This window comes from Actinosynnema sp. NPDC023794 (assembly GCF_040639675.1).
Lineage (GTDB): Bacteria > Actinomycetota > Actinomycetes > Mycobacteriales > Pseudonocardiaceae > Actinosynnema > Actinosynnema luteola.
This window is the reverse complement of record NZ_JBFAFR010000009.1, coordinates 20809-46737: the sequence shown is the minus strand read 5'-3', so window position 1 is coordinate 46737 and position 25929 is coordinate 20809. Positions and strand designations below refer to the sequence as shown.

The 25929-nt window shown below is 69.2% G+C and carries 15 protein-coding genes; 8 read left to right on the top strand and 7 right to left on the bottom strand.

The genetic code is table 11. The features are described from left to right. Positions 1–14 precede the first annotated feature (14 nt). Positions 15–992, top strand: coding sequence for an SDR family NAD(P)-dependent oxidoreductase (locus AB0H12_RS20565; protein WP_499624459.1), 978 nt, complete (start codon positions 15–17; stop codon positions 990–992). A 290-nt stretch (positions 993–1282) separates the two neighbouring features. Here the strand turns inward: AB0H12_RS20565 and AB0H12_RS20560 are convergent, their stop codons facing one another. The 3 genes from AB0H12_RS20560 to AB0H12_RS20550 all read right to left on the bottom strand — a co-directional run bounded on the left by AB0H12_RS20560 (position 1283) and on the right by AB0H12_RS20550 (position 2900). After that, positions 1283–1717, bottom strand: a complete 435-nt coding sequence (locus tag AB0H12_RS20560) for a sigma-70 family RNA polymerase sigma factor (protein ID WP_499624641.1) — start codon at positions 1715–1717, stop codon at positions 1283–1285. A 302-nt stretch (positions 1718–2019) separates the two neighbouring features. After that, complete coding sequence (locus AB0H12_RS20555; RefSeq protein WP_499624458.1) at positions 2020–2319, bottom strand: hypothetical protein; 300 nt, start codon at positions 2317–2319, stop codon at positions 2020–2022. A gap of 35 nt (positions 2320–2354) precedes the next feature. Next, the gene (locus AB0H12_RS20550; RefSeq protein ID WP_499624457.1) at positions 2355–2900 is read right to left on the bottom strand and encodes a transposase; all 546 of its coding nucleotides are present in this window, start codon (positions 2898–2900) and stop codon (positions 2355–2357) included. A 786-nt stretch (positions 2901–3686) separates the two neighbouring features. Here AB0H12_RS20550 and AB0H12_RS20545 point away from each other — a divergent pair. Next, entirely contained in the window at positions 3687–4178 is a 492-nt protein-coding gene (locus AB0H12_RS20545; protein WP_499624456.1) for a DUF5662 family protein, read from the top strand. 314 nt (positions 4179–4492) lie between these two features. On the opposite strand, the gene AB0H12_RS20540 is transcribed toward AB0H12_RS20545, so the two are convergent. Beyond that, positions 4493–4984, bottom strand: a complete 492-nt coding sequence (locus AB0H12_RS20540) for an ABC transporter transmembrane domain-containing protein (RefSeq protein ID WP_499624455.1) — start codon at positions 4982–4984, stop codon at positions 4493–4495. Between the two features lie 396 nt (positions 4985–5380). Between AB0H12_RS20540 and AB0H12_RS20535 the strand changes: the two genes are divergently transcribed. Continuing rightward, on the top strand, positions 5381–6424 hold the full coding sequence (locus AB0H12_RS20535) for a cation:proton antiporter domain-containing protein (RefSeq protein ID WP_499624454.1): 1044 nt from the start codon (positions 5381–5383) through the stop codon (positions 6422–6424). Between the two features lie 628 nt (positions 6425–7052). After that, complete coding sequence (locus AB0H12_RS20530; RefSeq protein ID WP_499624453.1) at positions 7053–9266, top strand: ATP-binding protein; 2214 nt, start codon at positions 7053–7055, stop codon at positions 9264–9266. Positions 9267–9821: 555 nt separating this feature from the next. Here AB0H12_RS20530 and AB0H12_RS20525 read toward each other — a convergent pair. Beyond that, on the bottom strand, positions 9822–10388 hold the full coding sequence (locus AB0H12_RS20525) for a hypothetical protein (protein ID WP_499624452.1): 567 nt from the start codon (positions 10386–10388) through the stop codon (positions 9822–9824). 716 nt (positions 10389–11104) lie between these two features. Here AB0H12_RS20525 and AB0H12_RS20520 point away from each other — a divergent pair. The 4 genes from AB0H12_RS20520 (at position 11105) to AB0H12_RS20505 (ending at position 16860) form a co-directional block, all read left to right on the top strand. Beyond that, on the top strand, positions 11105–11284 hold the full coding sequence (locus AB0H12_RS20520) for a transposase (RefSeq protein ID WP_499624640.1): 180 nt from the start codon (positions 11105–11107) through the stop codon (positions 11282–11284). 526 nt (positions 11285–11810) lie between these two features. Then, positions 11811–12242 carry a hypothetical protein gene (locus AB0H12_RS20515; RefSeq protein WP_499624451.1) on the top strand — a complete coding sequence of 144 codons (432 nt, stop codon included), beginning with the start codon at positions 11811–11813 and terminating at the stop codon, positions 12240–12242. Between the two features lie 472 nt (positions 12243–12714). Continuing rightward, the gene (locus AB0H12_RS20510; RefSeq protein WP_499624450.1) at positions 12715–16017 is read left to right on the top strand and encodes an nSTAND1 domain-containing NTPase; all 3303 of its coding nucleotides are present in this window, start codon (positions 12715–12717) and stop codon (positions 16015–16017) included. Positions 16018–16245: 228 nt separating this feature from the next. Further along, positions 16246–16860: an AfsR/SARP family transcriptional regulator gene (locus AB0H12_RS20505; protein ID WP_499624449.1), complete on the top strand. Its 615-nt coding sequence runs from the start codon at positions 16246–16248 to the stop codon at positions 16858–16860. Positions 16861–16871: 11 nt separating this feature from the next. Here the strand turns inward: AB0H12_RS20505 and AB0H12_RS20500 are convergent, their stop codons facing one another. Together AB0H12_RS20500 and AB0H12_RS20495 are read right to left on the bottom strand one after the other, a co-directional pair. Continuing rightward, entirely contained in the window at positions 16872–19700 is a 2829-nt protein-coding gene (locus AB0H12_RS20500; protein WP_499624448.1) for an FG-GAP-like repeat-containing protein, read from the bottom strand. Continuing rightward, on the bottom strand, positions 19694–25927 hold the full coding sequence (locus tag AB0H12_RS20495; RefSeq protein WP_499624447.1) for an RHS repeat domain-containing protein: 6234 nt from the start codon (positions 25925–25927) through the stop codon (positions 19694–19696). Before AB0H12_RS20495 ends, AB0H12_RS20500 begins: the two co-directional genes overlap by 7 nt. Positions 25928–25929: the final 2 nt, after the last annotated feature.

Below are 25929 nucleotides of genomic sequence, written 5' to 3'. Positions count from 1 at the left end.
AGAGGGGTCTCGTGATGGACGGGTTGACTGGTCGGACGGTGTTGGTGACCGGTGCGGGACGGGGGATCGGCCGGGCGGAGGCGCTGCACCTGGCGGCTGCCGGCGCGAACGTGGTCGTGAACGACCCCGGCGTGGAGATCGACGGGCGTGGCGGTGACGAGGGCGTCGCCGCCGCTGTGGTCGACGAGATTCGCGCACGGGGTGGACGGGCGGTGGCCGACACCGGCAACGTCGCCGAGTGGGAGGACGCCAAGCGCATGGTCGAGTTGGCCGTCGCGGAGTTCGGCGATCTGCACGCCGTGGTCAACAACGCCACCATCGAGGTCAACAAAGGGCTCGAACGGCTGACCGAAGCGGAGTTCGACGACGTTGTCGCGGTCAAGCTGAAGGGGACCTTCGCGGTGAGCCGCTGGGCCACGGCGTACTGGCGCGGACGGGTGGACGAAGGAGTGCGCACCGACCGCGCCATCGTCAACACCGCCTCGGGCTCCGGTCTGCTCAACCCCCTGCCCACGCAGACGAACTACGCGGCGGCCAACGCCGGAGTCGCGGCCATGACGACCGTGCACGCGTTGGAACTGCGGCGGCTGGGGGTCCGGGTGAACTGCGTCAGCCCGTCGATGGTGCGCACCCGGTTGACCGACCCGGTGCCGGGCATGGACCGGACACCGCCGGCCGGGGAACCGGACCCGAAAGACCCTGCCGTGGTGGCCCCACTCGTCGCCTACCTGGTCAGCGAGGACTGTCCGCTGACCGGCCAGGTCCTGTCGGTGCGCGGCGGCTCGATCGCGGTCAACCACGGCTGGACGCGCGGCGCGCACGTCGACAAGGACAGCGAACTCTGGACGGTGCCCGAACTCGCCGAAAACCTCACCGCGCTGCCGCTGGAGGACCCGTTCGACCGGCTGGCGACGGCACTCGGCGGCGCCCTGGGCATCCGGGGCCGCGACGAGTTCGAGACGATGGTCAACGCCGAACTCGACAAGAGCTGAGCGGGGCGGCCCGCGACGAGGCCGGCCACCGAAACGCCTGGTCAACGCCTGCGCCGCCTCGGCGGTCGCGGGCGTCGGACCACCCAGCGCCACCTGGGCCAGCACCGCGACCGCGGTCAGCGCGGCGACGCCCGCGGCGACACCCCACCAGCGCCACGCCGGCCTGCCCGCCGGCCGGCTGGCCGGCCGCGGCGAGCGCGAGCACCTTCTCCCGGTTGGCGGCGAAGCTCTCGCCGGTCATCGGCGCCGTGTCGCCGCGCACGTCCCGCACGACGTGGTCCACCTCGTCCTCACGCATCGCGCGCCTCCTCGGTCCTCAGCTTCGTCCTGGCCCTGTGCAGGCGCGTCCGCACCGTCTGCTCCTTGATCCCGAGCACCTCCGCGATCTCCGCCGTGGTCAGCTCGCCCCACGCCACGAGCAGCAGCACGTCGCGCTCCTCGGCGCGCAGCCCCGCGATGGCCTCGGCCATCCGCCGGGCGCGCACGTCCGCGTCCACGCTGTCCGCGACCCGGTGGTCGACCTCGTCCTGGGTGATCGACCCCGGCGACTGAGCGGTCGGGGCCGCCCGAAGAGCCTGAGCTCCGTTCGCCGCCGCGGTGGTCGAATGGTCCCGACCTTCGGCCGGCCGTGCTGCCGACGAACCTGGGAGCGTGGGTGGGGCTCCCCGCGTCCCCGGTGCCTGTAGGTGCCAGAACTCTGCGTTGGGATGCCGAGTTGCAGCGATCGCGCATCATGGGCGGTAAGGGCATGATCGTGGGACGTGGCGTTACGACTGCCGTACCTGATCTTCGTCCGGCTCGCCGGCTGGTTGGTCCTGCTCGGCCGGTCATCGGCGGCCAAGGACGTGGAGTTGCTGGTACTGCGGCACGAAGTCGCCGTACTGCGCCGGGCCAACACCGCCCGCGGCTGGAGTGGGCCGATCGCGCTGTGCTCGCCCCGCTGGTACGCCGGTTCCCCGACTGTTGATCGAGCTGATGGCCCGAGAGAACGCCGGCTGGGGCTGCCGCAGGATCCAGGGCAAGCTGCTCAAGCTCGGCCACCCGACAGCCGCGTCGACGGTGCGCCGCGTGCTGAAACGTTGGCGAGTCCCGCCCGCACGTCCACATCCTCGGCACCACCACCAACCCCGACGGCCCCTGGACCGCCCGACAAGCCCGCAACCCACTCGTGGACCTCGACGACCGGACAGACAACTTCCGGTTCCTCACCATCCTGCGAAACCTCGCCACGCCGATCTTCACCCGCGAACGCCCGATCGACGACCACACCGCCGCCGCTGTCCGCGCCTGCACGCTCGTACTCGGCCTCGACGCGCAACTTCACCACCTTCCCGACCACTACCGCCCCCATCGCCGCCGCAGTCACCACGCTCCAAGACCGCGCCGCGGCCGATCCACCCGCTCTGGACACCGTGCTGCTCGCGACAGGCTGACCCAGCTCGACCAGATCGGGTCTCGGAGCCGCCGGAAGGGGGACGAACACTGGGTTCGGCGACGCGCAGGGTGCGGATGGAGGGACGGCAGATCGCTCCTCTGCCAAGCGGAGGTTGGCCGGGTGATCGTGGCGTCGGCGTGTAGGGCGCGGTAGACGACGTCGGAGAGGTGTCGTTTGAGCACGCGGAGGGCTTCGAGTCCGCCGTCACCTCCTGCTCGGCGGCGTGCGAGCAGGGCTCGGGCGTCGGGGTGGCGGCGGGCTTGGGTGAGGGCGATGCGGGGCGGGGCGGCGTTGAGTCGTCGGTTGCCGGTGCGGCTGAGTCGGTGGCGGGCGCGGTTGGACGACCACACGGGCAGTGGCGCGGTGCCGTTGTGGCGGGCGTAGGCGTCGCGGGAGCGGAACCGGCGGATGTCGGCGGTCTCGCTGAGGATCTTGGCCGCCGTCAGTGGCCCTGTGCCTGCCGACAACTCCACCCATGCAGGTTGAAGCCGTGCGTGGCATGAGGGGATCGAGGAGCTCCTGGGTGCGGCCGCAGGTCCGCAGCGCCCTCGGCTGACGCGGCATGATGACCGACCGTGCCGCTTCGACTGGCCTACCTCGGTGTGACCAACGCGTTCGCCTTGCTGCGCCCGCTGCCCGTGAGCGATCGGGGCAAAGACACAGAGATCCTGGCGCTGCGGCACCAGATCACCGTCCTGGAACGCCAACCCGGAGACGCCCGTCCACGGTTCTCCCCCAGCGACCGGGCATTCCTCGCGGCACTGCTGCACCGACTCCCGGCCGCCACGCTTCGTCGACTCCGACTACTGGTGCGCCCGGAGACAGTCCCGCGATGGCACCGGAACCTCCTCGCCGGCCGCCCGACCAGCGGCTCTACCTGGTCATGGACAACTTCTCCCCGCACCGGCCCCCCGACGTCCGCGACTGGGCCGCCGACAACGACGCCGAACAGAACGCCGCCATCGGCTCGTTCATCCGTTGGCGCAACGCCCGAGCTCAACCAAGACCGGTTTCGCCACAGACCCACCCATCCGCACCTGGCCTCATCACCCGGCCAAGGCTGCGCGACAAGCCACCAGCCGCGGGTCGCGCGGTCCCGGCTGGGGCGGGGGCCATGGTGGAGACGCGCTGGGCCGTGGTGCGATCACGACGTGGGCTGTTCCGGATCAGGGGCAGACTGCACACTTGATCCTGCGCGTTGGGAATCGCATCACGGGCGTCCTGGCTGATGGCCTGAGGAGGCCCACATCAGGGGGTACATGACCATGTCGTACGACTCCACGCCAGACACTCTTTGGCATAGCCTGCGAGTCGCCGAGCTGATGGGCGAGCTGATCAAGGAGTTGCTTGACCGGTCGGTCCGACACGACCTGAGCAAGACCCGCGAGCCGGAGCGGGCAGTCTACGATGAGGTCGTGCCGCACCTGCGCGCCGCGACCTACGGCAGCGCGGAGTATCGGACCCTGGTCGACGCGATGGGCGAGGGGCTGCGACACCACTACGCGCACAACCGTCATCACCCAGAGCACTTTGCCGACGGGATCAACGGCATGACCCTGGTCGACCTGCTCGAGATGCTGGCGGACTGGAAGGCGGCCACCGAACGCACCTCGGATGGTGACCTCGCGGACAGCCTGACGATCAACCGCGAGCGGTTCCGTATCGCACCACAGCTGATGGACGTCCTGGTGAACACCGCTCGCCACTTCGGGTGGCTGACCACGGAGCCAGACCACGACGCAGCGCCCTGACACGGCGTGGCCCCCGAGATCGGGCAGTAGCCACATCATCGACGAGGCGCCCGAACACCCTCTATGCCGCTAATCGGGTGTTCGACAACGCAGCCTCGCGAATCGACAGCGCGTTAACCTGTTCCGCTTCTGCGCCGCTGTCGGCACCCCACCACTGGCAACGTGGTGGTCCCGCAACGGGGCAAGCGACAGGTGGAGCGCCAAGCGCGAAGCGGAGGACGAACGACCTGAAGGGTGCGTCGGGTAGCGGCCAGACTTGATCGCGAGGAGCCCGTGGGGCGGTCGAACTCGCGGACATGATCACGTGACAGCGATCAGCGCCGGCTCCTGCGTAAGGCGAAGGCGCCGAGCACGCGCTCCAGCCGCGCACCGGTGTCACCGACAGCGCTCTGGGCGGCGTGTGACGCCTTCTCGATCATCGGCATCCCGGCCAGCGCGAGCAGGCCGACCACCAGGAGCACGGCCAGGGTGACGCCCAGCAGGACGAGGTCCATCACGACCATCACCACGGTCGTCACCGAGCCGGTGACCAGTGCGACGAGGGCGTGCGTGCACACCTCGCGCAGCAGCGTCGTGTCACCGGTGAACCGCGACAGCAAGTCTCCTGGCTCGGTGCGTTGCACCGCGGGCACGCGCAACGAGAGCAGCCGCCTGGCCAGCCGTTTCCTGGCGACCAGCACGACCGACTCCGCGGCACGTTCCAGCAGGCAGTCACCGACCATCGCGATCGCGGCGCCCGCCAGCGCCAAGCCGACCAGCAGCGCCAGCAGACCGGTGATCCCGTCACCTGAGCTCAGCCGGTCCACCAAGCGCCTTGGCCGTCAGCGGCTGTGCGGCGGCGGCAAGACCGCTCAGCAGGACGAGCGCCCCTCCGAGAAGGATGGTGAGCCGCTGTGGTCTTGCGTACCCCAGAAGCGTTCGCCAGGTCGCGCGGTCGATCGGGGTGCGCACGGTAAGCAACTCCGTCTTCTTTGTTCGTGGCTGGAAATGCGATCCAGGCAGGCGACAGCGCCGCCGCGAACCGGCTCCACGAGCATCGGCCACGCCGCACGTCGCACGGCACCGGCGAACCAGCTGAACCTCCCAGCCAGGTGACCTGGCAACACCCGCCACCTGGGGGATGACGAAACGCCGAGTGTCCACAATGGTCCTGCGAACAGCAAGCTTCCTGTCCGTCACGCCGCCTCACGAAGCACGGTCACGTGAACTCGCTGCTACTCGTGATCGCGATCGCCATGTCGGTCCGCTCCCTCGCCGCGTCCCGGCTGGACCGGTGGAACCTCGGTGCACCGGTCGTCATCGTCGTGGCGGGTGTCGTCATCGGTCTGGTCAACGAAGGGTCGATCAAGATCGCGCTGAACACCCAGGCGATGTTGTACATGGCCGAGATCGTGCTCGCCGTGCTGCTGTTCGTGGACGCCACCGGGTTCGCGGCGGGCGGTTGTAAGGCAGCTCACCGGGGCTTGCGGCCAGGGTGCTGCTCATCGCGATGCCGCTCGGCTGGTGGTTGTTCCCCGGCCTGCCCTGGCCGGTGCACCTGCTGCTCTCCGGCGTGGTCGTTCCCATCGACTTCGCCCCCGCCGAACGGGTCGGGCGCGATCGCGGTCTGTCGTCGCGGGTTCGTGCTGCCCTTCGCGCTCAAGGCCCTCGTCGCCTGTCTCCTGCCCGGTGCGGCACTCGCGCTGCTGCTGACCTACACCGCCGCGGTCGCCGTTGACGGCAACGGGTTCGTGGCCTCCTTCGTCTGCGGCATCACGTTCCGCTACGTCCACCGTCAAGCCAAGGCCCGCCAGATCCGCAACGCTCCACAGGGCCGGGACCTGCTGCGCCGCGGGGCGCTGGACGAGGACTTCCGGCTGCTGGAGGACTTCACCACCCTGCTGACCATGACGCTGTGGTTCGTCGTCGGCATCACCGCCGTGGTGGCGTTCTCGGACGGACTGCCCTGGCAGGTCGCGCTCTTCAGCATCGCGGCGCTCACCGTCGTCCGCATGGTCCCCGCGCACCTCTCCCTCACCGGATCGGTGCTCACCCAAGGGGAACGTCTCCAGGTCGGGACGCTCGGGCCACGCGGCACAACATCGATCGTCTTCGGACTCCTCGCCTTCAACCGACTTCCCGAAGGGCCCGCCGCGGACACCATCCTGCTCGTCACCGTCACCGTGGTCCTCAGCGTCGTGCTCCACGGCATCGGCGCCGGCCCCACCGTCAAATGGCTGACACCCGCGAAGCCGGCTCGTCACTGAACTTCCACGTGGCCGACTTCTGGCACCCCACGAGACAAGGTGGATGAATGGTCGACGACTCAGCTTACCGCGCACATGCAGAGGAGCAACCGGAGCAAACCGCGGGTTTGGCTCGATGTGGAATCGTCGAGAGCGCGTGAGCCCGGTATTCCGAGATCAGCCCGCGACCTCCTCCAGGTACTCGACGGCAGTACACGACCGGGACCGGGACCGGTGCAGGTCGACAAGGCGAGCGTGCGCATGGCCGTCGAGTCCGTTCGTGATACGCGTCGTCGCGGACTGGTGTTCATTGCAACCTCCGACAACCAGCTCCATGCTGAGCAATGGTCGCAGTACGTCGAAAGGCCGTATGCCGCGGAGGACACCAGCGCCGCCCGCCGTGGGTACGCGACTCCCCCGTGCTCCCACTGCCCGGCAAGGTCCCGCCCTGTCCGCCGAAGTGCGGAGAGGGCCGTGCGGTCGGGTGAACTTCCGCCTATGCCCGTCGAGGCCCCGGTGAGGCGGTGCAACGCTGGATCCGTCTGTCCTCGGCCGGACGTGGGAGGTGTTCTCGGTGGCGACGCCCGAACCACAACTACCCGACAGTCCCGAACCCGCCGCCGGGAGCGGGTCCGCAGTGCACAACACCGTGTCGGGCACCGCTGGCCAACTGGTGCAGGCCGGTGTCGTCCACGAGGTGAACCTGCACGCGCCACCGCCGACGCCCGCAGCGGTCGTGCCGCGGCAACTGCCCGCCGCGCCGGGACCGTTCACCGGGAGGGAGGCGGAGCTCGACCGGTTGGACCGCGCCCTGGCCCCCACCGGACTGGACGAAGCAGCCACGGCTTCGCACGGCCACGTCTCCGCCGACCGGCTCGCGGGTCCACCTGTCGCCGGGGCGGCGGTGATGGTCTCGGCGATCGGCGGCGCTGGAGGAATCGGCAAGACCTGGCTCGCCCTGACCTGGGCACACCGGCACCTCGAGCGCTTTCCCGACGGGCAACTGTTCGTGGATCTGCACGGCTTCAGCCCCGCAGGCGACCCGACCGAGCCGGCGGCGGCGGTGCGTGGCTTCCTCGATGCCCTTGAAGTCGACCCCGGCCGCATCCCCACCAACCTTGACGCCCAAGCCGCGCTGTACCGCAGCCTGGTCGCCGGGCGACGGATGCTCATCGTGCTGGACAACGCCGCCACCAGCGACCAGGTCGTGCCCCTGCTGCCCGGCAGCCCGACCTGCACCGTGCTGATCACCGGCCGACACCGGCTCGCCTCCCTGATCGACCGGCACGGCGCCCGCCACCTGCCCCTCGACGTCATGTCGCACGACGAAGCGCGCGGCCTGCTGATCGCACGCCTCGGTGGGGACCGGGTGGCCGCCGAACCCGACGCCGTGGACGAGCTGATTCGGTTGTGCGGGCGGTATCCCTTGGCGTTGTCGATCACGGCCCGGCACGCCGGTACCCGCGCCGTACTGCCGCTGGCGGAGATCGTGGCCGATCTGCGCGAGCTGGGTCTGGACGCGCTTGACCACGACAGCGACCCCACCGCCAGCCTGTCCACAGTGCTGTCTTGGTCGCTGCGCGGCCTGACCGACCAGCAGCGCACGGTGTTCGCCCTGTTGGGCACAGCTCCGGGCTCCGACATCAGCTTCGCCGCCGCGGTGTCGCTCATGGCACTGCCGACAACGGCGACGCGCACGGCACTTCGTGCCCTGGAGGACTCGTCGCTGATCGATCGGCACGCGGGAGGTCGGTACGCGATGCACGACCTGATCCGCAGCTACGCCGCCGTGCTCGCCCACGGTCTCGACGCGACGGTCCGGCAGGCAGCACTGGAGCGGGTCGTGGACCACTACCTGCACACCGCCCGTGAAGCGGACCACCTCGTGGACCCCATCGCCATGCCGATCCGACTCGACCCGCCGGCTCCGGGCACGCGTCCCGATCTCTTGCGAGACGACGCGGCCGCGATGGCCTGGCTGGACGCCGAACACCTCCACCTGCTGGCCGCCCAGCGCACCGCCGCCGCCCAGAACCGCCACGACATCGTCTGGAACCTGGCCATGGCCCTCACAACCTTCCAGCACCGGCGGGGACATCTCCACGACAACGTGACCGTGTGGCGGGCCGCCCTCACCGCATCAGGACACCTGCCCGACCCGATCGCCCGCATCCGCGCGCACCGCAACCTGGGCACCGCCCAGGCCCGTCTGGGCGAGCGGGAGCAAGCCGTCGGACATCTGCGCCGCGCCCTCGCCTTGGCAGAGCACAACCAGGACACCAACCAACAAGCCGCCACCCACTACGACCTCGCGATGGCGTGTGGACTGCAAGGGGATGACCAGCAGGCGTTGCACCACGCCCGACACGCTCTGACGCTCTACCAAGAGGCAGGCCGATCGATGTGGGAAGCCATCACGCTGAACCTCGTAGGCTGGTACTCCGCCCAACTCGGTGACTACGACACCGCTCGGGCGCACTGCCAGGCCGCTCTCACCCTGACCCGGCAGTACGACAACCCCGCCGCCGAAGCCGACATCGTGGACAGCCTGGGCTGGATCGATCACCACACCGGTCGCCACCGACGAGCGATCAAGCACTACCTGCGGGCCTTGACCTTGTACCGCGGCCTCGGCACCACCTACGCGGTGGCCACCACGCTCGACAACCTCGGTCACCCCCACGCCGCGCTCGACCAGCACGACCAAGCCCGCGCGGTGTGGCAGGAGGCGCTCACGTTGTACCGGGAACAAGACCGCGGCACCGACGCCCTGCGCGTCCAACAACAACTCGACGACCTTGACCTGGCCGGAGCGCCGAGCAGGCCATCACCGGACACCGGCGGGGACACGACCGGCGGATGAGGCGCACGGGGTGCCATAACTCTGCGCGGTGCCCTTCGTCCTCGAAGCAGCCACCTGCTACGTCCACGTCGTCGGCACCACCACCGACCTAGATTGAACATGGAAACCCAACGAGCCCGCAATCTGCCCCATGGATCTGGACAACCGGGCAGACCAAATCCGGTTCCCCGTTCGAGACCGGGCCAGCCAGTTCACCACATCATTCGACGCCGTCCACGCCGGCATCGACAATGAGGTCCGTGAAAATGGGCAGCGAGTTCGGGACCGAATCCCGACCAACGCACCCCTGACCTGGCCGGGTAACGCGTCGTTGAAGTTCGGATCTTCTTGCCGATACGACTCGAGGATTCGACAGTGCCCCGGAAGGTGCCTTCCGGGTCGTTCTCGACCTCAACCACGGGAAGTCGGCGGATACCCTCGTACGCACTATCCAGCGGTGTGCGATTCGTTCGGCAGGCGAATCAGACCAGACCAGTAAGCGGTCGACCAAGTCGGCATTCAGCCGATGACCGGCAGCGCTTCGCGGCCGCTTTGCCGTGTTCATCGTCCATAAGACTATCCTTCCAACTGCCCATCTACGACGAGGAGACCCCTCAGACGTTCCAGCAGGGTGAGCATCGACGTCCGGTGCGTCTCCAGATCTGAGAACTTCCGATAACCCTCATGAAGAGGCGCGACGTTCTCGACCGGAAATCCTGGAGGAAAAGCCCCCCAGATTGCCATGATTGCCACGTACTCGCACGCATGAGCCATGACTTCGACCGTCGCGTGAACGTGCTCCAGAAGCCGACGTCCCGGGGCACTGCACAGCGGCTCTAGCGCGTAGAGCGCCGATTCGAATCGCGCTTTTTTGACCGAAAGCCGGTCGACCGCTTTCTGGAGGTCAAATTCGAGCATTCTCCTCGCTTGCTCAGACTGCAGTCGCAATACTCGCTCGCACGTCTCACGAATCTCATAAACATCAGTAAGGACGTCTTTGACCACGGCGTAGCAGTCCAAGAATCTACTCGTTCGCACCGCCTCCACCGAGTTGCCTATGGTAAGCGAGTCGATTGATTGCGACTGCACGACATTGCTATAGCTGCCACCGGTTATGATGTTGGCAGCAGGCTTGGCTTCCACGCCGGACGACGATCGTAAGAAGTCGTGGTGTGTGTCACCGGTCACGGCTGTCCCCCACGGAGTAAGTATTCGTCATCAATGCAAACAGTGCCGCCCCGACAGGTCGCCAGCATAACGCAGGTCATTGAGGCGAAGTCACGTTGCAGCGCAGTGGCGGGGATGCCAGCGGTCGCGTTCGAAGCAGCGCAAGACTGCCTTGACACTCACTCTCGTCACGGTCGCGACGAGCGAGCACGGCCAGGCCCATCTCGCCCCAGGCGCTGAGGCAGCCTCGGGTTCTCCGGCTGGAGGAAAGTGCTTGGCGAGTGCGGTCAGCAGTTCGCGTATGGCAGCGGCCGGATCGTCGCAGTAGCGTGCCGCCTTCGCGCGTGGCGCCAGGTGCTCGGCGAACGCTTGGCTCTCCATCTGCTCGACAAATACCTGGATCTGTCCACCGGAGCGGCCCGCGTTGACGATCCGGTGTGCCCAGGTGCTGCCGGACGCTCTTGCGGTTGCACACAGCACGATCGGCGTTCCGCCCGTGACGGCTCCATTGCCCAACCGATGAGCGACTCCCCCACGACAACGTCCCGTTGTGGGTAACGTCGTACCCGGCCTCACGCAGTGGTCGGGCCAACAACTCCGCTTGGGCGATCGGGACTTGACCCTGGATGTTGGACACCAGACACACTTGGATCCTGACGATCCGGGTGAACAGGAGTCCCGTTCAGGTGGTGATGAAGCACTACCCGCCGGAGTTCCGGGCCGAGGTGGTCGCGCTCTGCCGCTCCCGGCCGGGAGCCACGATCAAGTCTGTGGCCGGGGATCTCGGGGTCAACCACGAGACGCTGCGCGACTGGATCCGGCTCGACGACGCGCAGCGCTGTGCCTGCCGACAAGATCATCCACGCTGGTGAGAGGCGCGAACAGGGCACGGCTTCGGGATAGCCCCGGATGCTCGTGTTCCACGGTTTCGTCGACTGACACGGCATGATGACCGGCCGGACGCACCGTCGGATTCGTCACCGCACTCGACGGCCACGGCAGGCCAGCTAGTGGCGCGCCTCGGAGGGTTGACCCGGTAATCGATCGGTTGGGCTGATCGGCGAGGCTGGTCCCGCATGTCAAGTGCGGGAGGTGGTTGTGGCTCGTCGTCCGAGCGTGTTCGTGAGGCCGCTATCGATGGAGGAAGGCCGGAAGTTCCAGCGGGTCACCAGGACCGCGAAGGCCCCGGTGCATGTGACGCACCTCCGACCCGATCACCGATGACATCCGCTCGACCCTGAAGCTTCCGCGGAGGACAGAGGAACGCCGTCCACCTCTGGGGCCGAACGAGTGATCTGCTGTCGAAACCGTCACTGGCGCTCGCCGAGACGTCTCACCATGAGGGCTCTGTCACCTGCCGAAGGGTGAGCGATGGGAAGGTTGTGGGCTACGACGTCGATGCGCATCGCGGCGATGTCGGATGCGGTTGTGGCGTCACTGGTGGTGCTGCCACCGACCGCGCCGGCCGACCCGGTCGCGGCGACCGACTCCGTCAGGCCGATGGGCGAGTGCAGCTTGGGATTCCTGTGCGGTCTCGCGCGGAATGACCCGCCGAGGTCGTCCACCGTCAAGCTCGCCGAACTCGGCACGGGGTCGGAGCGGTGCGTAACCGATCAGGGAACTTTCACCTGCGGGACGTCCTGGCTGCCCAGCGACTGGACCAGCCGGCTGACCGGCGCCAAGGATGCCGACGCTCTGACTGTGGAGAACGCCGCCTGGACGTACGGCCCGAGCACCTGGTTCGCCGCAGGCGCCTGGCAGAGGATCTCCAACGTCGAATCGCGCTCGTGCGTCATGCGCGAAGAGCATCCGGCCTGCTACCAGAACTGACGGTCACCACCGCGCCGCTCTGCGAACACGGAACGCGTCGATGTGCGACGACACGAGCATCCGACCGCCGAGTCGTGGAGGCACACCAGGTCAGTCGAGGCGCGGGGTGAGCCTTCCTCGTCGTCGGGTGATCGAGCCGGAAGCTGTCGGGTGGGTCAAGATCCGAGGAGTGGTCATGTCTCGTACGCAGCGGCCGCTGGGCGGGGAAGTCTCCGCGGTTGTCGAGTTCGCGGCCGGGTTGAGGCGACTACGGGACAGGGCTGGTAAGCCCAGCTACCGGGAGTTGGCACGGCGGGCGCATTTCGCGTCCACGACGTTGTCCGATGCTGCTGGCGGGCGACGGTTGCCCACTTTGGCGGTGGCCCTGGCGTTTGTGCGCGCATGTGACGGGGACGTTGTCGACTGGGAGCAGCGGTGGCGAGAGGTCGCGGCGCAGGTAGGTGGAGAAGCGGGTGCGGCACCTTATGTCGGGTTGGCGGCGTTGCAGGTCGAGGACGCGGATCGGTTCTTCGGGCGGAGCTCGTTGGTGGAGGACATCGTCGAGCGGTTGGCTCGGAACCGGTTTCTCGCGGTCGTGGGGGCATCGGGGGCGGGCAAATCGTCGTTGCTGCGGGCAGGGTTGGTCGCTCGGGTTCGCGCGGAGGGACTGGGTGGATATTCGACTGTCACTGCTGTGTTGATGACGCCCGGGGAGCGGCCGGTTGCCGAGTTGGCGGCGCGTTTGGCGGAGTTCGGCGACGACGGCGAGCTGGTCGTTGTGATCGACCAGTTCGAAGAGATCTTCACGCTGTGCCACGATCAGGACGAGCGTGCTCGTTTCGTCACGGCGGTGGTGAGGGCCGCAGCCGACCGGACACGTGTTGTCATCGGGTTGCGGGCGGACTTCCTTGTGCACTGCGCGGACTACCCGGAACTGCGGGCAGCGATGGGGAACTCGCAGGCGCTGGTCGGTGCCATGACAGCCGACGAGTTGCGGCAGGCGGTAGTGGGACCGGCCGAACGGGCGGGGTACATGGTCGAGGGTTCCCTGGTGTCGGAGGTCGTGGCGGATGCGGCCGGGGCTGCCGTGCTGCCGCTGGTGTCGCACGCGTTGTTGGAGACGTGGCGTCGTCGTAAAGGCGGGATGCTCACTCTTGCGGGATACCGGGCTGCGGGAGGCATCGAAGGGGCGCTGGCGCAGACCGCCGAAGACCTCTACGGGTCGATGAGCGAGGACCGGCAGTGGATAACGCGTGAGTTGTTCCTGCGGTTGACGGCCCTCGGTGAAGGCACGGAGGACACGAGGCGCCGCATCTCGCGCGACGAGATCGACACCGGCGACGCGAACACGCGCGAGGTGCTGGAGGCCCTGGCAGGATCGCGGTTGGTGACACTCGACCAGGACACGGTCGAGCTGACACATGAGGCCTTGATCACGGCGTGGCCTCGGCTGCACCGTTGGCTGGTGACCGATCGGGACGGCCTCCGCACCCATCGCAGGCTCACCGAGGCAGTGCACACGTGGCGTGCCCTCGGCGAGGATGCAAGCGCCCTCTACCGCGGGGCGCAGCTGACCATCGCCCGCGAGTGGGCCGAGCGAATCGGGTACGGCCGCGAGCTGAACCCGGCTGAGCGCGCGTTCCTGGATGCGAGCGTCGAACTGGAGGCCGACGAGAGGAGGAGAACGCGTCGCCGCGTTCGTCAACTGCGGTTTCTGACCGCCGGGTCCATGGTCCTGCTGATGGTGGTCCTCGGTGTCGCGCTGGTCGCCATCGAGCAGCGCCGCGACGCCGTCGACGCACGACGAGTGGCGATCTCCCGGCAGTTGGCGGTGCAGGCCAACACACTCGTCGACTCTCGGCTCGGCACGGCGATGCTCTTGAGCGTGCAGGCCTACCGCAACGCGCCAACAGTCGAAGCACGGGGTGCGTTGCTCGGCATGTCGACCCGCAGTGCTTACGCCTGGGAGCTCGCCGCGCATGCCAAAGCGGTGTCGGAACTCGCCTTCACCCCCGACGGCCGCACGCTGGTCACCGCGAGCGCGGACCACTCGATGGCGTTGTGGGACGTGCGCGACCACCAACGAACCGGTTCACTCACCGATCACGACACCTGGCTGCGCGCACTAGCGGTCAGCCCCGACGGCGCCGTCCTGGCCAGTGGCGGCGACGACCGCGACGTGATCCTCTGGCACATCGCCAGCCGTGTTCGCGTCGGTACCTTGTCCGGCCACGTCGGCGCAATCAAGGAAGTCGCGTTCAGCCACGACGGGCGCCTGCTCGCGTCGGGCGGCACCGACGACACCGTCATCATCTGGGACCCGGCACGACGCACCGCCATCGCCCGGCTCACCGGGCACGGCGGCGCGGTGAACACCCTGGCGTTCAGCCCGGACGGGCGTGTCCTGGCCGCGGCCGGCACGGGAAACACCGTCGTGCTCTGGGATGTGGCGACCCATACCCGGATCAGAACTCTCGCCGGCCACACCGCGACCGTGCACAAGGTGGCGTTCGACCCGAGTGGCCGTTTCCTGGCGTCGGCGGGGGACACCGCGGTTCGGCTGTGGAACCTGTCCGACGGCACCCTGGCGGGGACGATGACAGGCCACCTGGACAACGTGCTGACGCTCGCGTTCAGTCCCGACGGAGCCACTCTCGCCAGCGCCGGCAACGACACGGCGGTGATGCTGTGGGACGTCGCCCGAGGCACTCTGCGAGCCCGCCTCACCGGGCACACGAACAGCGTCTACGCGCTCGCGTTCAGCAGCGATTCCACCCTGGCCACGGCTGGTGAAACCGGCTCGGTCATCGTGTGGGACACCAGCCGGACCTCGCTCGTCGAGCAGGCCGGGACTGGCATGACCGACCTGGCGTTCAGCCCGGACCGCAAGACCCTGGCCGCCGCGGCCGGGAACCGCACCACGTTGTGGGACGTGAGAAGTCGCCGTCGGCACGGCGTCCTCGTCGGCACGTCGGCGGTGAACGCCGCAGCGTTCGCCCCACACGGCGAGCTGCTCGCCACGGCGAACGAGGACGGCACAGTGACTCTGTGGGCGCCGGGGGACGGCATCCCTGTCGCACGACTGACCGGCGACGCGGGCGCTGTGCTGGACGTGGCGTTCAGCCCGGATGGCAACACCCTGGTGACCGGGGGCGCCGACCGCATCGCGGTCGTGTGGGACGTCGCCACCCACACTCGCCTGGCCACACTGGCGGGGCACACAGAGGTGATCAACGGTGTGGCATTCAGCCCCGACGGCCGCACCCTGGCCACCACCAGCCACGACTCGACCACGGTGCTGTGGGACACGGCGAACTGGTCACCGCGTGCTCAACTGACCGGGCACAGCGGCTGGGTGCGCAGCGCCACTTTCAGCCCGGACGGCCGCACCATCGCGACAGCGAGCAGCGACTCCACGGTCCGCCTTTGGGACACGGCAACCGGCGCACCGCAGAACACGCTCACCGGCCACCTCGACACCCAGTTCAACGGGGTCGCGTTCAGCCCGGACGGCAGGACGCTTGCGTTCACCAGCGGCGAGAACACGATCTCGCTGTGGAACCTCGACGCGGACGCGAACTGGGCTCGACTGGCCGGCCACGCCAATAAGGTCCGGGCCTTGGCATTCAGCCCCGACGGCCACGCGCTCGTCACCGCGGACACCGACACCGTGCTGTTCTGGGACACCGACGCCGACGAGACGGCCCGGCGCATCTGCGACACCTTCAAGCACGATCTGACCGACGCCGAGTGGAAGCAGTTCGTCCCCGATCTGCCCCGCACGAAGACGTGTTGACGTTGTCCGGGCTTTGGTGTCCGGACGGCCGACGAGCCGGGTCCGGACACCGCTGCGGTGTTAGACAAGAAGCGTGTCCAAGGATGGTTTCGTGTGAGCCGCAGACAGTTCACCGCTGCCCGCCCGGCGCGATACCGACCGTCTCGTCCCGGGGGAAACATGGAAGTTCGATTGCTGGGTCCGGTGGAAGTGCGCACGGGTGGTCGAGTAGTCCCGGTGGGGCCCCGGATGACGCGGACGTTGCTGGCTGTGCTGGCAGCGGAGGCGGGGCGTCCGGTCCAGGTCGACACGCTCGTGGCGCGGCTGTGGGGTGACCGTCCGCCGGAGCGGCCTCGACACGCGGTGCACGTGTACGTGGCCAGAGTGCGCGCGTCGTTGTCCCGCAGTGCCGTCGTCCGTCGTTCTGATGGGTACGTGTTCGACGTGCCGCAGCCGTCCGTCGATGTGCATCGGTTCCAGCAGTTGGTCGCGGCCGGGGAGTTGGACGCGGCCCTCAGCCTCCCCCGCGGCATTCCTCTGGAGGACCTGACGGGTTCCTGGGTGGAACGCATGAGGGTCACGTGGGAACGCAGGCGACTGGACGCCGCGATCACCTGGGCGCGGCACGAAACGGCGACCGGTGATCCGCACCGCGTGATCAGCCGGTTCGGAGACCTACTCGACCAGCACCCGCTCGCAGAGCCGTTGGCGGCCTCGTTGATGCTGGCCCTGCACGCCGTCGGCCGCCGGGCCGAGGCACTGCACGTGTTCGCCCAGACCCGGCAGCGGTTGCGCGACGAGCTGGGGGCTGAACCAGGTGCCGTCCTGCGGTCGGCTCACCTGCGACTGCTGAAGCCGGGTTGAGCGCACCCAGGTCACTGCACGAGGTATGCCTCGATCTCGGCCACCTGCATCAGGATGAGCCCCGATCCGGTCCAGCGGATCCTGGTCGTGGTACGGGCCGGGAACGAGGAGGTGATCAGCGTGGGAACGGCGCCCGCCGCTAGCTGAATCTCGCTCACCTGCTCCCAACCCGCACCGGTCCAGACATCGACCACAGAGCGTGACGGGAAGTGCGCGCCGTTCTCCGGTGTCGCGTCCTTGCGGGCGTAGAAGTCGACGCGGTTCACGGCGCGCGGCGTCGGGAACGACAGCTCGAACCACTCGCTGTGCGGTATCTCGAGGTTCGAGTACGAGCTCCACCCACCGGTGGTCGTGCTGTCGCGGCGACCGTCGAGTGCGAACCGCGGCGCCCAGCCCCACTCCTCCGGCGCGCTGCTCGACGCCGTGGGCGTGGCGTCGGAGGTCAGATCGGTCAGCACGCCGGTGGTGCCGAACCCGACCGACGCCCACTCCTGCCCACTGGTATCGCTGATCGTCTGGAGTGGCTGGAACCCGGTTCCGGTGGACCGAATCACCCGGGTGATCGTCCGGGCATAGCCGGAGTCGACCACGGCGACGAGATCCGCGAGGGCGTCGCCGTCGACATCGGTGGCGCCCAGCTTGGTCCGGACCGGGTCCGATGATCCCGTCGACCAGGTCGCCGACCGGAGGGCGGCGCCGTCCGAGAGCAACGCCCGGATCTCGGCGCGGCTGAACAGCACAAGGTCGTCCGGTCCCGCGCCGTCGACGTCACCGACGACGACGACGGGCAGGTAGGGCACCGGTGTGGGGATGGGCAGACCGCTCCACCAGCGGGTCGCGGGGTCGAACGCCGTCCCGGTCGAGGCATGCACCCAGGCGTCGCCGTCGAGTGAGCGCACGAGGTCGGCGCGACCATCGCCAGTGAGGTCGCCGGCACGGACACGACCCACGACGGCGCCCGTGTACCAGGGTTCCGGCGCCGTCAATCCGCCGGCGGTGGATCGCATGACGCGCACGCCGTCCGGTCGCGCCAGCAGCACGTCGTCGCGGGCGTCGCCGTCGACGTCGGCCATGATCACCTGCAGGGTGGTGAGATCCCAGTCCGCGGTGCCGGAGTCCCAGACCGGTGGTTGGGCGAACAGTGCCAGGCCGGCCGAGGTGAGCACGGAGACGTCCACTCGTCCTGCCGCCGGTGCGCGGACGACGACGAGGTCTGTCCGGCCGTCCGCGTCCGCGTCGCCGTCCGCCCAGCGGGACGATGCGGTCGGGAACGCCGAGCCGCCGTGGAACACCCGTGCCGCAGGAAAGGCACGATTCACGTCGGAGGTCAGCGGAGAGATCCACGCGGTCAACTCGCCTCCGACATCACGCACCTGGAGCAGGTCGCCCCGACCGTCACCGGTCACGTCGCCGGTGGTGCGGGGGTGCTCCGGAGCCGGGGCTGCGCGGAACCGGTAAGTGGCGGTCGCGCCCTCCTGGCCGGTGCGGTCCCGCGCCCGCACGGTGAGCACGGTGAGATCGTGGCCCGTGCCCAGCGGTGGCACCGGTACATCCACCGTGGTGCCGGAGGTGAGCGGTGCCCACACCTGTGGCGGCTCCGCGACGCCGTTGCCGACGTTGTACAGGAACCCCGCGACGTGCGTGTCCCCGGGCGCCGGTGCGAGGGTGACAACGGCGGGGCGGCCGACGATCGCCGTCGGCGGCGGGGACGGCGGGATCGTCGCGGTGTCCAGGGCGAGTTCGGTACTGGTCGCCACCGGCGGGTCGGGCAGCGCGTTGTTGACGGTGAAGGAGCAGTCCGGGCCCCACGGACCTGCGTCGGTCCCGTCGTGTCCTCGCACCGACCACGTGTACGTGCCACCCTCGGTGAACGCGGCCGCAGGCACCAGCGTGCTCACCGGCCCGGCGGCTGCGGGCGTCGACGCGGGCGGAACGTGCTGTGGCGCCACTCCCGAGAGCCGCCACTGCGCCGACACGTTGTCGCCGTCCGGGTCCGACAGCCTGGCCCGCAGGGTGACACCGGCGGTGCTGTTGAGGAATGTCGGCGTCGTCGTGCACGAGGGCGCCGGGTCGACCGTCATCGCCGTTGGTGCGACGGGTGCCCGGTTGTACTCGATGACGAACTTCGCCGTGCCGGGGAGGAACTTCTTCCACCGGTCCTGTGTCGTCTCACCGTTGCCGCTGCTGTCGCGGGCAGACAACCCCACGGTATACGTCGACCATTGCGCGTTCGCCGCGGCCTGTACGTCCCCGGTGGCGGGGAAGTTCATCAGTGGGGTCGCCGGCGTGGGGCAGGCATCCTTGTTGGCCGACTCGTACTGCGTGGACAGGTACGCCTGGAACGGGTTCGCCACCCAGACTGTGCGCGGGGCACTCGCGATACCCGCGGTTCGCCACGCGGTCACCGGTGTGTCGGCGCACGACCAGGAGTGCGCGAGGTTGATCGAGAACGTCGCCGAGATGATGCGGGTTCCGGCGACGGGCGCGATCGGGAACTCGAAGTACGAGCGGTAGGTCGCCCCGCTGTCGGGGCTGCGTCCGACCCGCGCGACTGACGTCTCGTTGGTGGCGTTGCCGCTGTTCGAATAGGCCCAGCGCGAGGCACCGGTGCCGTGACCCGACCGGATCTCCACTCTCCTGGTGCCGTCGGGCCGCGCGACCTCCCGCCACCCGGCACGTGGCGTCATCACCTCGACGGAGTGGCCGCACTCTGCCGCCACGGCGTCCGCGATCGTCGCGGGGACCGGTGAGGCGCAGGATGGAATGGCCGCCGAGTGCGGCTGCGGCGCGCCGACGCCGGCCAGCACGAGCGCGGCGCCCACCAGGATCCGCCTCACCACGGGAAGCTCCACGAAAGGCGGTCCGTCGTGTCGTTCCACATGTGTGCCGCACCGAGCTCCGGCGTGAAGGCCCAGGGCAGGGGCGGGACGGTGAGGCTGTACGCGTGGACGGAGCCGTCCGTTGACGTGGTCACCGCGCCCTCCCAGTTGCCGACGCTGACAGCGTTCGACGTGCTCTTGCCGGTCTGGGCGGCGTAGTCGCCGTCCGACACGAACCCGCTGTAGCCCCAGCCGTAACCCACCACCCCCAGACCGGTGGCTTTGGTGGTTTGTATGCCGAAGCGGTTGGCGTCGGCCACTACGCAGGCCGAGCCACCCACCGCCCACAAGGCCCCTACGCTGCCGGAAACGCACACCCCACCGCTCTTGATCGTCTGCGGTGCCGCTCCGATGTAGGTGGGTCTGGCCGGCGCAGGGCCGACCTTCGGTGTGGGTGTGGGCTGGCAGCTACGCGGCTGCGGTGGCCGTGGCGCCGTGCGTCCGCACGGCCCGAACTCGCCATCCTTCAAGCAGGATCGCCCGCCATCGATGTCGTACACGTACCCGTCACCCTTCCGGTAGCAGACGCTGCCCGCAGAGTTGCCCTCCTTGCACTGCGCGACGGGGCCCAGCACCGTCGTGCCCTGCCCAGAGCACGACATCGAGGGTCCCGAGATCGGGTGTCCAACCCCGTTCTCATAGCTGTCACAGCCGACGCGGTCCTCGAGCATCCCGCCGTTGTTGTAGTAGCGGTGGGTGCGGATGGTCCGGCTCTTCACGATCTTGGTCGTTCGGACGTACTGCTCACCGACGACCTCCCGGCGGTCCGCGAGGTGGGTCAGCCTCGCCTGGGACTTCTTGGGCGGTGGCGGGTTCGCCTTACAGTCGCCGTCCGGGCACATCGCCAGCCCGGTGGGGTCGCTGTCGGTGACCGGGGAAGATCCGGCGTAGGCGTACCCGTTCATCTGCCGGGGGTCGTCCGGTGCGAGCAGCGGGTCGACGGACAGGAAGCGGCCCAGTGCGGGGTCGTACTCGCGCGCCCCGAGGTGAACCGTGTCGCCGTCGTCCGTGCCGGCGACGAACCCGCGTCGGTCCGGCCACCGCACGGTGCTGCCGCGGTCACCGCCGAAGGGCAACGTACGTCGTTTGGCCACCGCCATGCTGCTGGCGTCGACGTTGACCCGGCCGGTGTTCTGGTGATCGGACATCTGCCACTGGAGGCCGCCGCTCGTCCGCACGGCGATCAGGTGCCCCGCCGCGTCGTAACTCCGCGTCGCGGTCACGGGCTTCCCCGGCTCGGTGTGGTACTCACCCGCATCGGTGTGCAGGGTGGTGCCCGTCGGCGACTCCTCCAGCAGCCGGTTCCCGTCCGCGTCGTAGACGTAGGTGGTGGCCCCGTCGGGTCCGTTGGATCCCTCGAGGTAGCCCTCGGCGTTCCACGTCAGGGTGACCCCCGGCTTGGCCAGGGTGTTGCCGGAGTCGTCGTACCCGAACGCCGCCGACGTCGTCCCGGCCGGCCCGGTGGTGGTCACCGAGGTCGGTGCGTGGGGACGAGCCTGGTCCGCTGCAGGGTATTCCAACGTCTGGGTGGTCGTGCCGGCCGCGGACCGCTCCACCTGCGTGCGCCGGTTGCCCGCCGCGTCGTAGGTCCAGCTCTGCCAGTACGGCGCCGGTCCGCCCAGCGCCGCTACGGCGGGCGCTGCGGCGCAGTCCCCGTTCTTCGGCGTCCACGCCTCTGCCAACCGGCCGAGGCCTTCGTGCCGCAGGCACTGCGTGTCGTCCGGACCGGCGCCGTATCGCGCGGTCCGGTCCGCGATCATCGTGATGTTGCCCGCGTCGTCGTACCGGTATTCCTCGTCCATCAGCACACCGGGGTCGCCGTACGCGGCGTGCGCGACGATGCGTCCGGTGCCTTCCTCCCGGCCCCATTCCTCGACCACGCTCTGCCCTCCCGCGTTCGCGCGGGTGATCCGGCCGATGCGACCGAGCCGGTCGTAGCCGACCGATCGGAGGTACTCGTCCGCGCCGGTGACGGTGGTGGGCAGCCCTAGTTCGTTGTACCCGTACCGCACCGTTTCCGCGGGCAGCCCGCCCTTCTCCGGCAACGTCGTCGTCGCGGGTGACCCATCGGGGTTGTAGGACCGGCCGACGGTGTAGGTGCCGGCCAGATCACCTGTCGGCACGGTCAACGTCGAGCCGGTCGCCCGGTAGGCGTCGTCGTAGGCGGTGATCGCCGTGGTGTACTCGGCGCCGCCGTGGAACCGGGTCGAGCTCGTCACGTGCCCGCGGGCGAGGGTGTCGTGCGTCCAGGAGGCGAGCACCGTCGAGCCTTGCCGGATCGCGGTCCGACGGCCCAGTTCGTCCCGGTCGTAGGTGATCGTGACGCCGCGTGCGTCGGTCGAGGTGAGCTGCGCATCGGTGGCGTCGTAGGTCGCGGTCACGGTGCCGCGGTCCGGGTCGGTCGTGCTGATGGCGCGGCCCCAGAGGTCGTACTGCCACGACCAGCGAGCACCCCCCGACGAGATCGTCGCCGGCAGGCCCGCTCTCGTGTAGGTGTAGATGGTCGCCTCGTACGCGCCGCCGACCGTGCCGTTGGTGTACTGGCGCAGTTCCGTCCGACGCCCGCGGGCGTCGATGAACGTGCTCGTCGGTGTGCCGCCCTTCGGCGGGGTGACGTCGGTGCGGTCGCCGCCATGACCGGTCGTCGTGCGCCGGCGCTCGGCGCCGTTGACCAGCGTGATCACCGCGATCACCCTTTCGGCGCCGTCGTACTCCCACGCGGTGGACGACGGGACGTTGCCGGACGGCAAGAACAGCGCGTCACCCGGCGCGGTTGCCACGACGTACGGTTCGAAGCGCCGGCGCACCAGCCCGCGGTCGTCGTGCAGGGTGTCGGTCACGACCGCACCGCCGCCGGCCGCGGGCGTTTGCGTCTGGCGGGGCCGAACCAGGCCGTCGTAGAGCTCGTGGCTCGTGAGGTAGCCGGTACCGGTGTGGTTCAGCCGGGCGGTGGTGACGGACGTCGGCCTGCCACCGTTGCGGATCTGGTAGGTGAACGTGGTGTTCGCTGTCTGGCTCCGGGCCCGGCCGGGCAGCCAGACGGCCGCCACTCGGCCCAGCCCGTCGTACGCCGTCTCGGTGCGCTTGCCGTTGACGTCGACGACTGACGTCGGCAGGCCCCACGCCGGGTCCACGGTCGTCGTGGACCTCCATCCCTTGGCGTTGGTCACCACCTCGGCCGTGACAGGTCCGCCGGTGGTCGGGACGTAGGACGTGGTGGTGCGCCTGTCGAGGGCGTCGAACGACTCGATCACGCGGCCGTGGACGTCGTGGACCGCGCGCGAGACCGCACGGTAGGTCGGGTTGCCGCCGTTCCACTCGGCGAGCCGCTCGACCCTCGTCTGGTCGCCCTGCCCGAGGCCGGCGCCGAGCACCGTGCTGCCGTCGTAGTAGGTCCGCACCCTGGACACCAGGTCGCGGGACCGGTCCGGGGTCGCCGTGCACACGACGCTCACGGTCTCGACGTCCGACGGGTAGGTCATCATGTTCCGCGAGGGGTCGGTCGTGTAGGCGGTGCGGGTGCACGTGTCGTCGGCGGCGGTCGCGGTGTCGCCCATGTCGTTCACCGCTGTGATGCGCCCGGTCGGGTTGGCTGTCCCGTCGTCGTGGTCGAACGTGTTGGCTGTCTTGGTGGTGCGCCAGCCGCGACCGCCGTCGAGCGCGACGCGCACGGTGGTCGCGGCCACCCCGGTGGCCCAGGCCTCGACGACGACGCCGTTGCGGTCGCGCCGCGCGGTCGGGCCGTGCTGCCAGGGGTCGGTCGTCGTGCGGGTCACCGGGTCGGTGCCGTTGTAGGTGGTCACCTCGCGTACCGCGCCCTGCAAGTGGTTGGCGTCCGGCAGGGAGACGCCTGCCGCGTCGGTCACCGTCGCGAGCCGCTTTCCGTTCGACAGCAGGTCACCGTCCATGCCGCGGAAGTACACGGTGTCGGTGCGGGAGCGGGTCCTCCCTTCGGCGCCGGACAACGTGCTCACCGTGCCGTACCCCCGCCACTGCCCCCAGGACTTGCGCGCCGCCGGGACGAACTCCGCCTCGTCGTAGTGCCACGCTGGGGCCCCGACGTACTGGTAGCTCTTCACGGTCGCAGGTGACCCGCCCGTGAGGTCGGTCTCGGTCACGCTCGTGACGACGTACTTGTTGAACCAGTCGAGAGTGGGCGTCGCACCACCGGCGTGACGCCAGATGACCGGGAAGCACCGCCGGTCGTTGCGGTCCGGCGCGGCGGGCATGGTGCCACCCAGCACGCAGTCGACACGCGAGTAGTTGACGCTCAGCACGCCTCCGAACTCATTGCGCACCGACGACAGCCGGAACCGCACGATCGGGTCCGTGGTCGACGACAGGTCGACCCTGTTGTTGAGCCGTGTGCCGTCGAACGTGATGTCCGGTAGCGTGGTGGAGCCGCCCACCAACCCCTCGTGTTTGAGACCGGCGAGCCACAACAGCTTCTGGTTGTGGTCACCGGGGTCGGAGAAGACGTGGTTGAGCGTCCAGCGATCGACCTCGGTCAACGTGTCCGCCCGGCGAACGGACGTGGTCACGGTGGCGAGCCGCTTCTGCGTCCAGAACGTCGGCGAGTAACGGTTGGGACAGCTCGTCGACGACGTGCAGAGCTGATCCATCGGGATGTCCGGCCAGTTGGCCGCGTTGGCGGTGCTGAGGGTGCAGGTAACGCCCTGGGTCACGCACCGGTCGGCGGTATCGAGGCTGACCCGCATGGGCGCGCCGGCGAACACCGTGTCACCGGCCGTCTCCTTGCGGGTGCCGTAGTCGATTCTGGACAGGGTGCCGCCGCGGACATACGCGGACACCGATGTCGCGGTCGCGTTGCGCGCGTAGTGGTTGATCTCGGGCGTGTACCAGTACGAGAGTGAGTTCCCGTGCGGGTCAACGACGTAGTCGAGGTTCCAGCGGTACGTCTGCGGGCACCACGAGGCGTGGAAGCCACCGGTGTTGTGGCAGGGCTCGCCCGTGTTGTCGCCGAACACCGGCACCGTCCACGCCGAGGCGGTCTCCGACCGTCCGGCGCCCCACCCAGGGAGCCGGTTGAGGCCGAAGAAGTACTGCATGCCCTCAGTAGTGGTGACCTTCCAGTACTCGCCGTCGTTGTCACCGTTTCCCACGCCCGTGAGCTTCTCGATCCGGGTGCCGTCGTCGTTGCGAAGCCGCCAGCGGCCACTCGAGTCCTGGATCAACTCCCCGCCGTGCCCCGGCAGGGAAAGCGTCGCGTTGTCACCGCCCCAGCACAAGTCACCCTTGCCCGGGTGGCCGACATCGGCGCACCCGGGGTAACTGCGCACGATCGAGCCGGAGCCGAGGTCGAACCCGTCCCCGGCCCACGACGGTTGGCTGTTCGCCGCCGCCGTGCGCCCGTCGAGGCTGCCTGCGGAGTACGCGAGGCCTAGTTGCGGCTCGGGACCGTTGGCCGCCGGGGGCACGCGCATCGGGTACGACCAGGCGAAGTCACCGCTGGACCCACCGGCCGACCAGGTCGCCGACGGCGCGAGGTCAGTCGCGGTGAAGTCACCGCCGGACCCGGAAGGGCCAGCGACGAGCGCGACGATGACGCCGTGCGAGGGGTTCAAGGTCACATCCATGGTGATGGCGCCGATGTCGCGGTCGTTCCTGCCGACCAGTGGCTTCGGGGCGCACTCCTCGCCTTCCGGCGTGATCAACGCGCACTCCGGCAGCAGGACCGGTCTGAGCCGGTCCGCCCACGCGCCGCCGTGGGCATTCCGGACATCCGCGTAGGAGACCTGAGTCGACACCACCGCGTCGCTGCTCACCCCGTCGGCGCGGCTCAGGCGCACGAGCGGACCTGGAGCACCCACCCGCGCCGCGGAAAGGCCCTCGAGAACCTCAACCCGCACCTTGGCCGGCGCCTTCGCCGTGCCGGACCGGCCGACCCGGATCGGCAGATCACCAGCCCGTGCCGCACCGACATCGGGCACCGCAACCTCGGCCACACCCGTCGACGGACGTGGCACGGCGGGTGCGCCGGTCAGCCTCGGCACGGTACCGGCTCGCGCCGCCCTGCTCTCTGGATAGGAGCCTGTCACCGGATCCACGTCCCGGAAGGCACTGGGCTCGTCCGCCATCGCGAGCGGGGCTGGCACCACCATGAGCGGCCCTGCCGCCAGGATGGCGGACAGCAGCAGCGACGGCCACGACCGCGGAGAGCTCCTCATGC

Bases quoted from the DNA above. Each gene is read 5' to 3' on its own strand.
- AB0H12_RS20495 (WP_499624447.1), bottom strand. From the start codon at position 25,927: ATGAGGAGCTCTCCGCGGTCGTGGCCGTCGCTGCTGCTGTCCGCCATC.
- AB0H12_RS20565 (WP_499624459.1), top strand. From the start codon at position 15: ATGGACGGGTTGACTGGTCGGACGGTGTTGGTGACCGGTGCGGGACGG.
- AB0H12_RS20515 (WP_499624451.1), top strand. From the start codon at position 11,811: ATGCGCATCGCGGCGATGTCGGATGCGGTTGTGGCGTCACTGGTGGTG.
- AB0H12_RS20545 (WP_499624456.1), top strand. From the start codon at position 3,687: ATGACCATGTCGTACGACTCCACGCCAGACACTCTTTGGCATAGCCTG.
- AB0H12_RS20520 (WP_499624640.1), top strand. From the start codon at position 11,105: ATGAAGCACTACCCGCCGGAGTTCCGGGCCGAGGTGGTCGCGCTCTGC.
- AB0H12_RS20505 (WP_499624449.1), top strand. From the start codon at position 16,246: ATGACGCGGACGTTGCTGGCTGTGCTGGCAGCGGAGGCGGGGCGTCCG.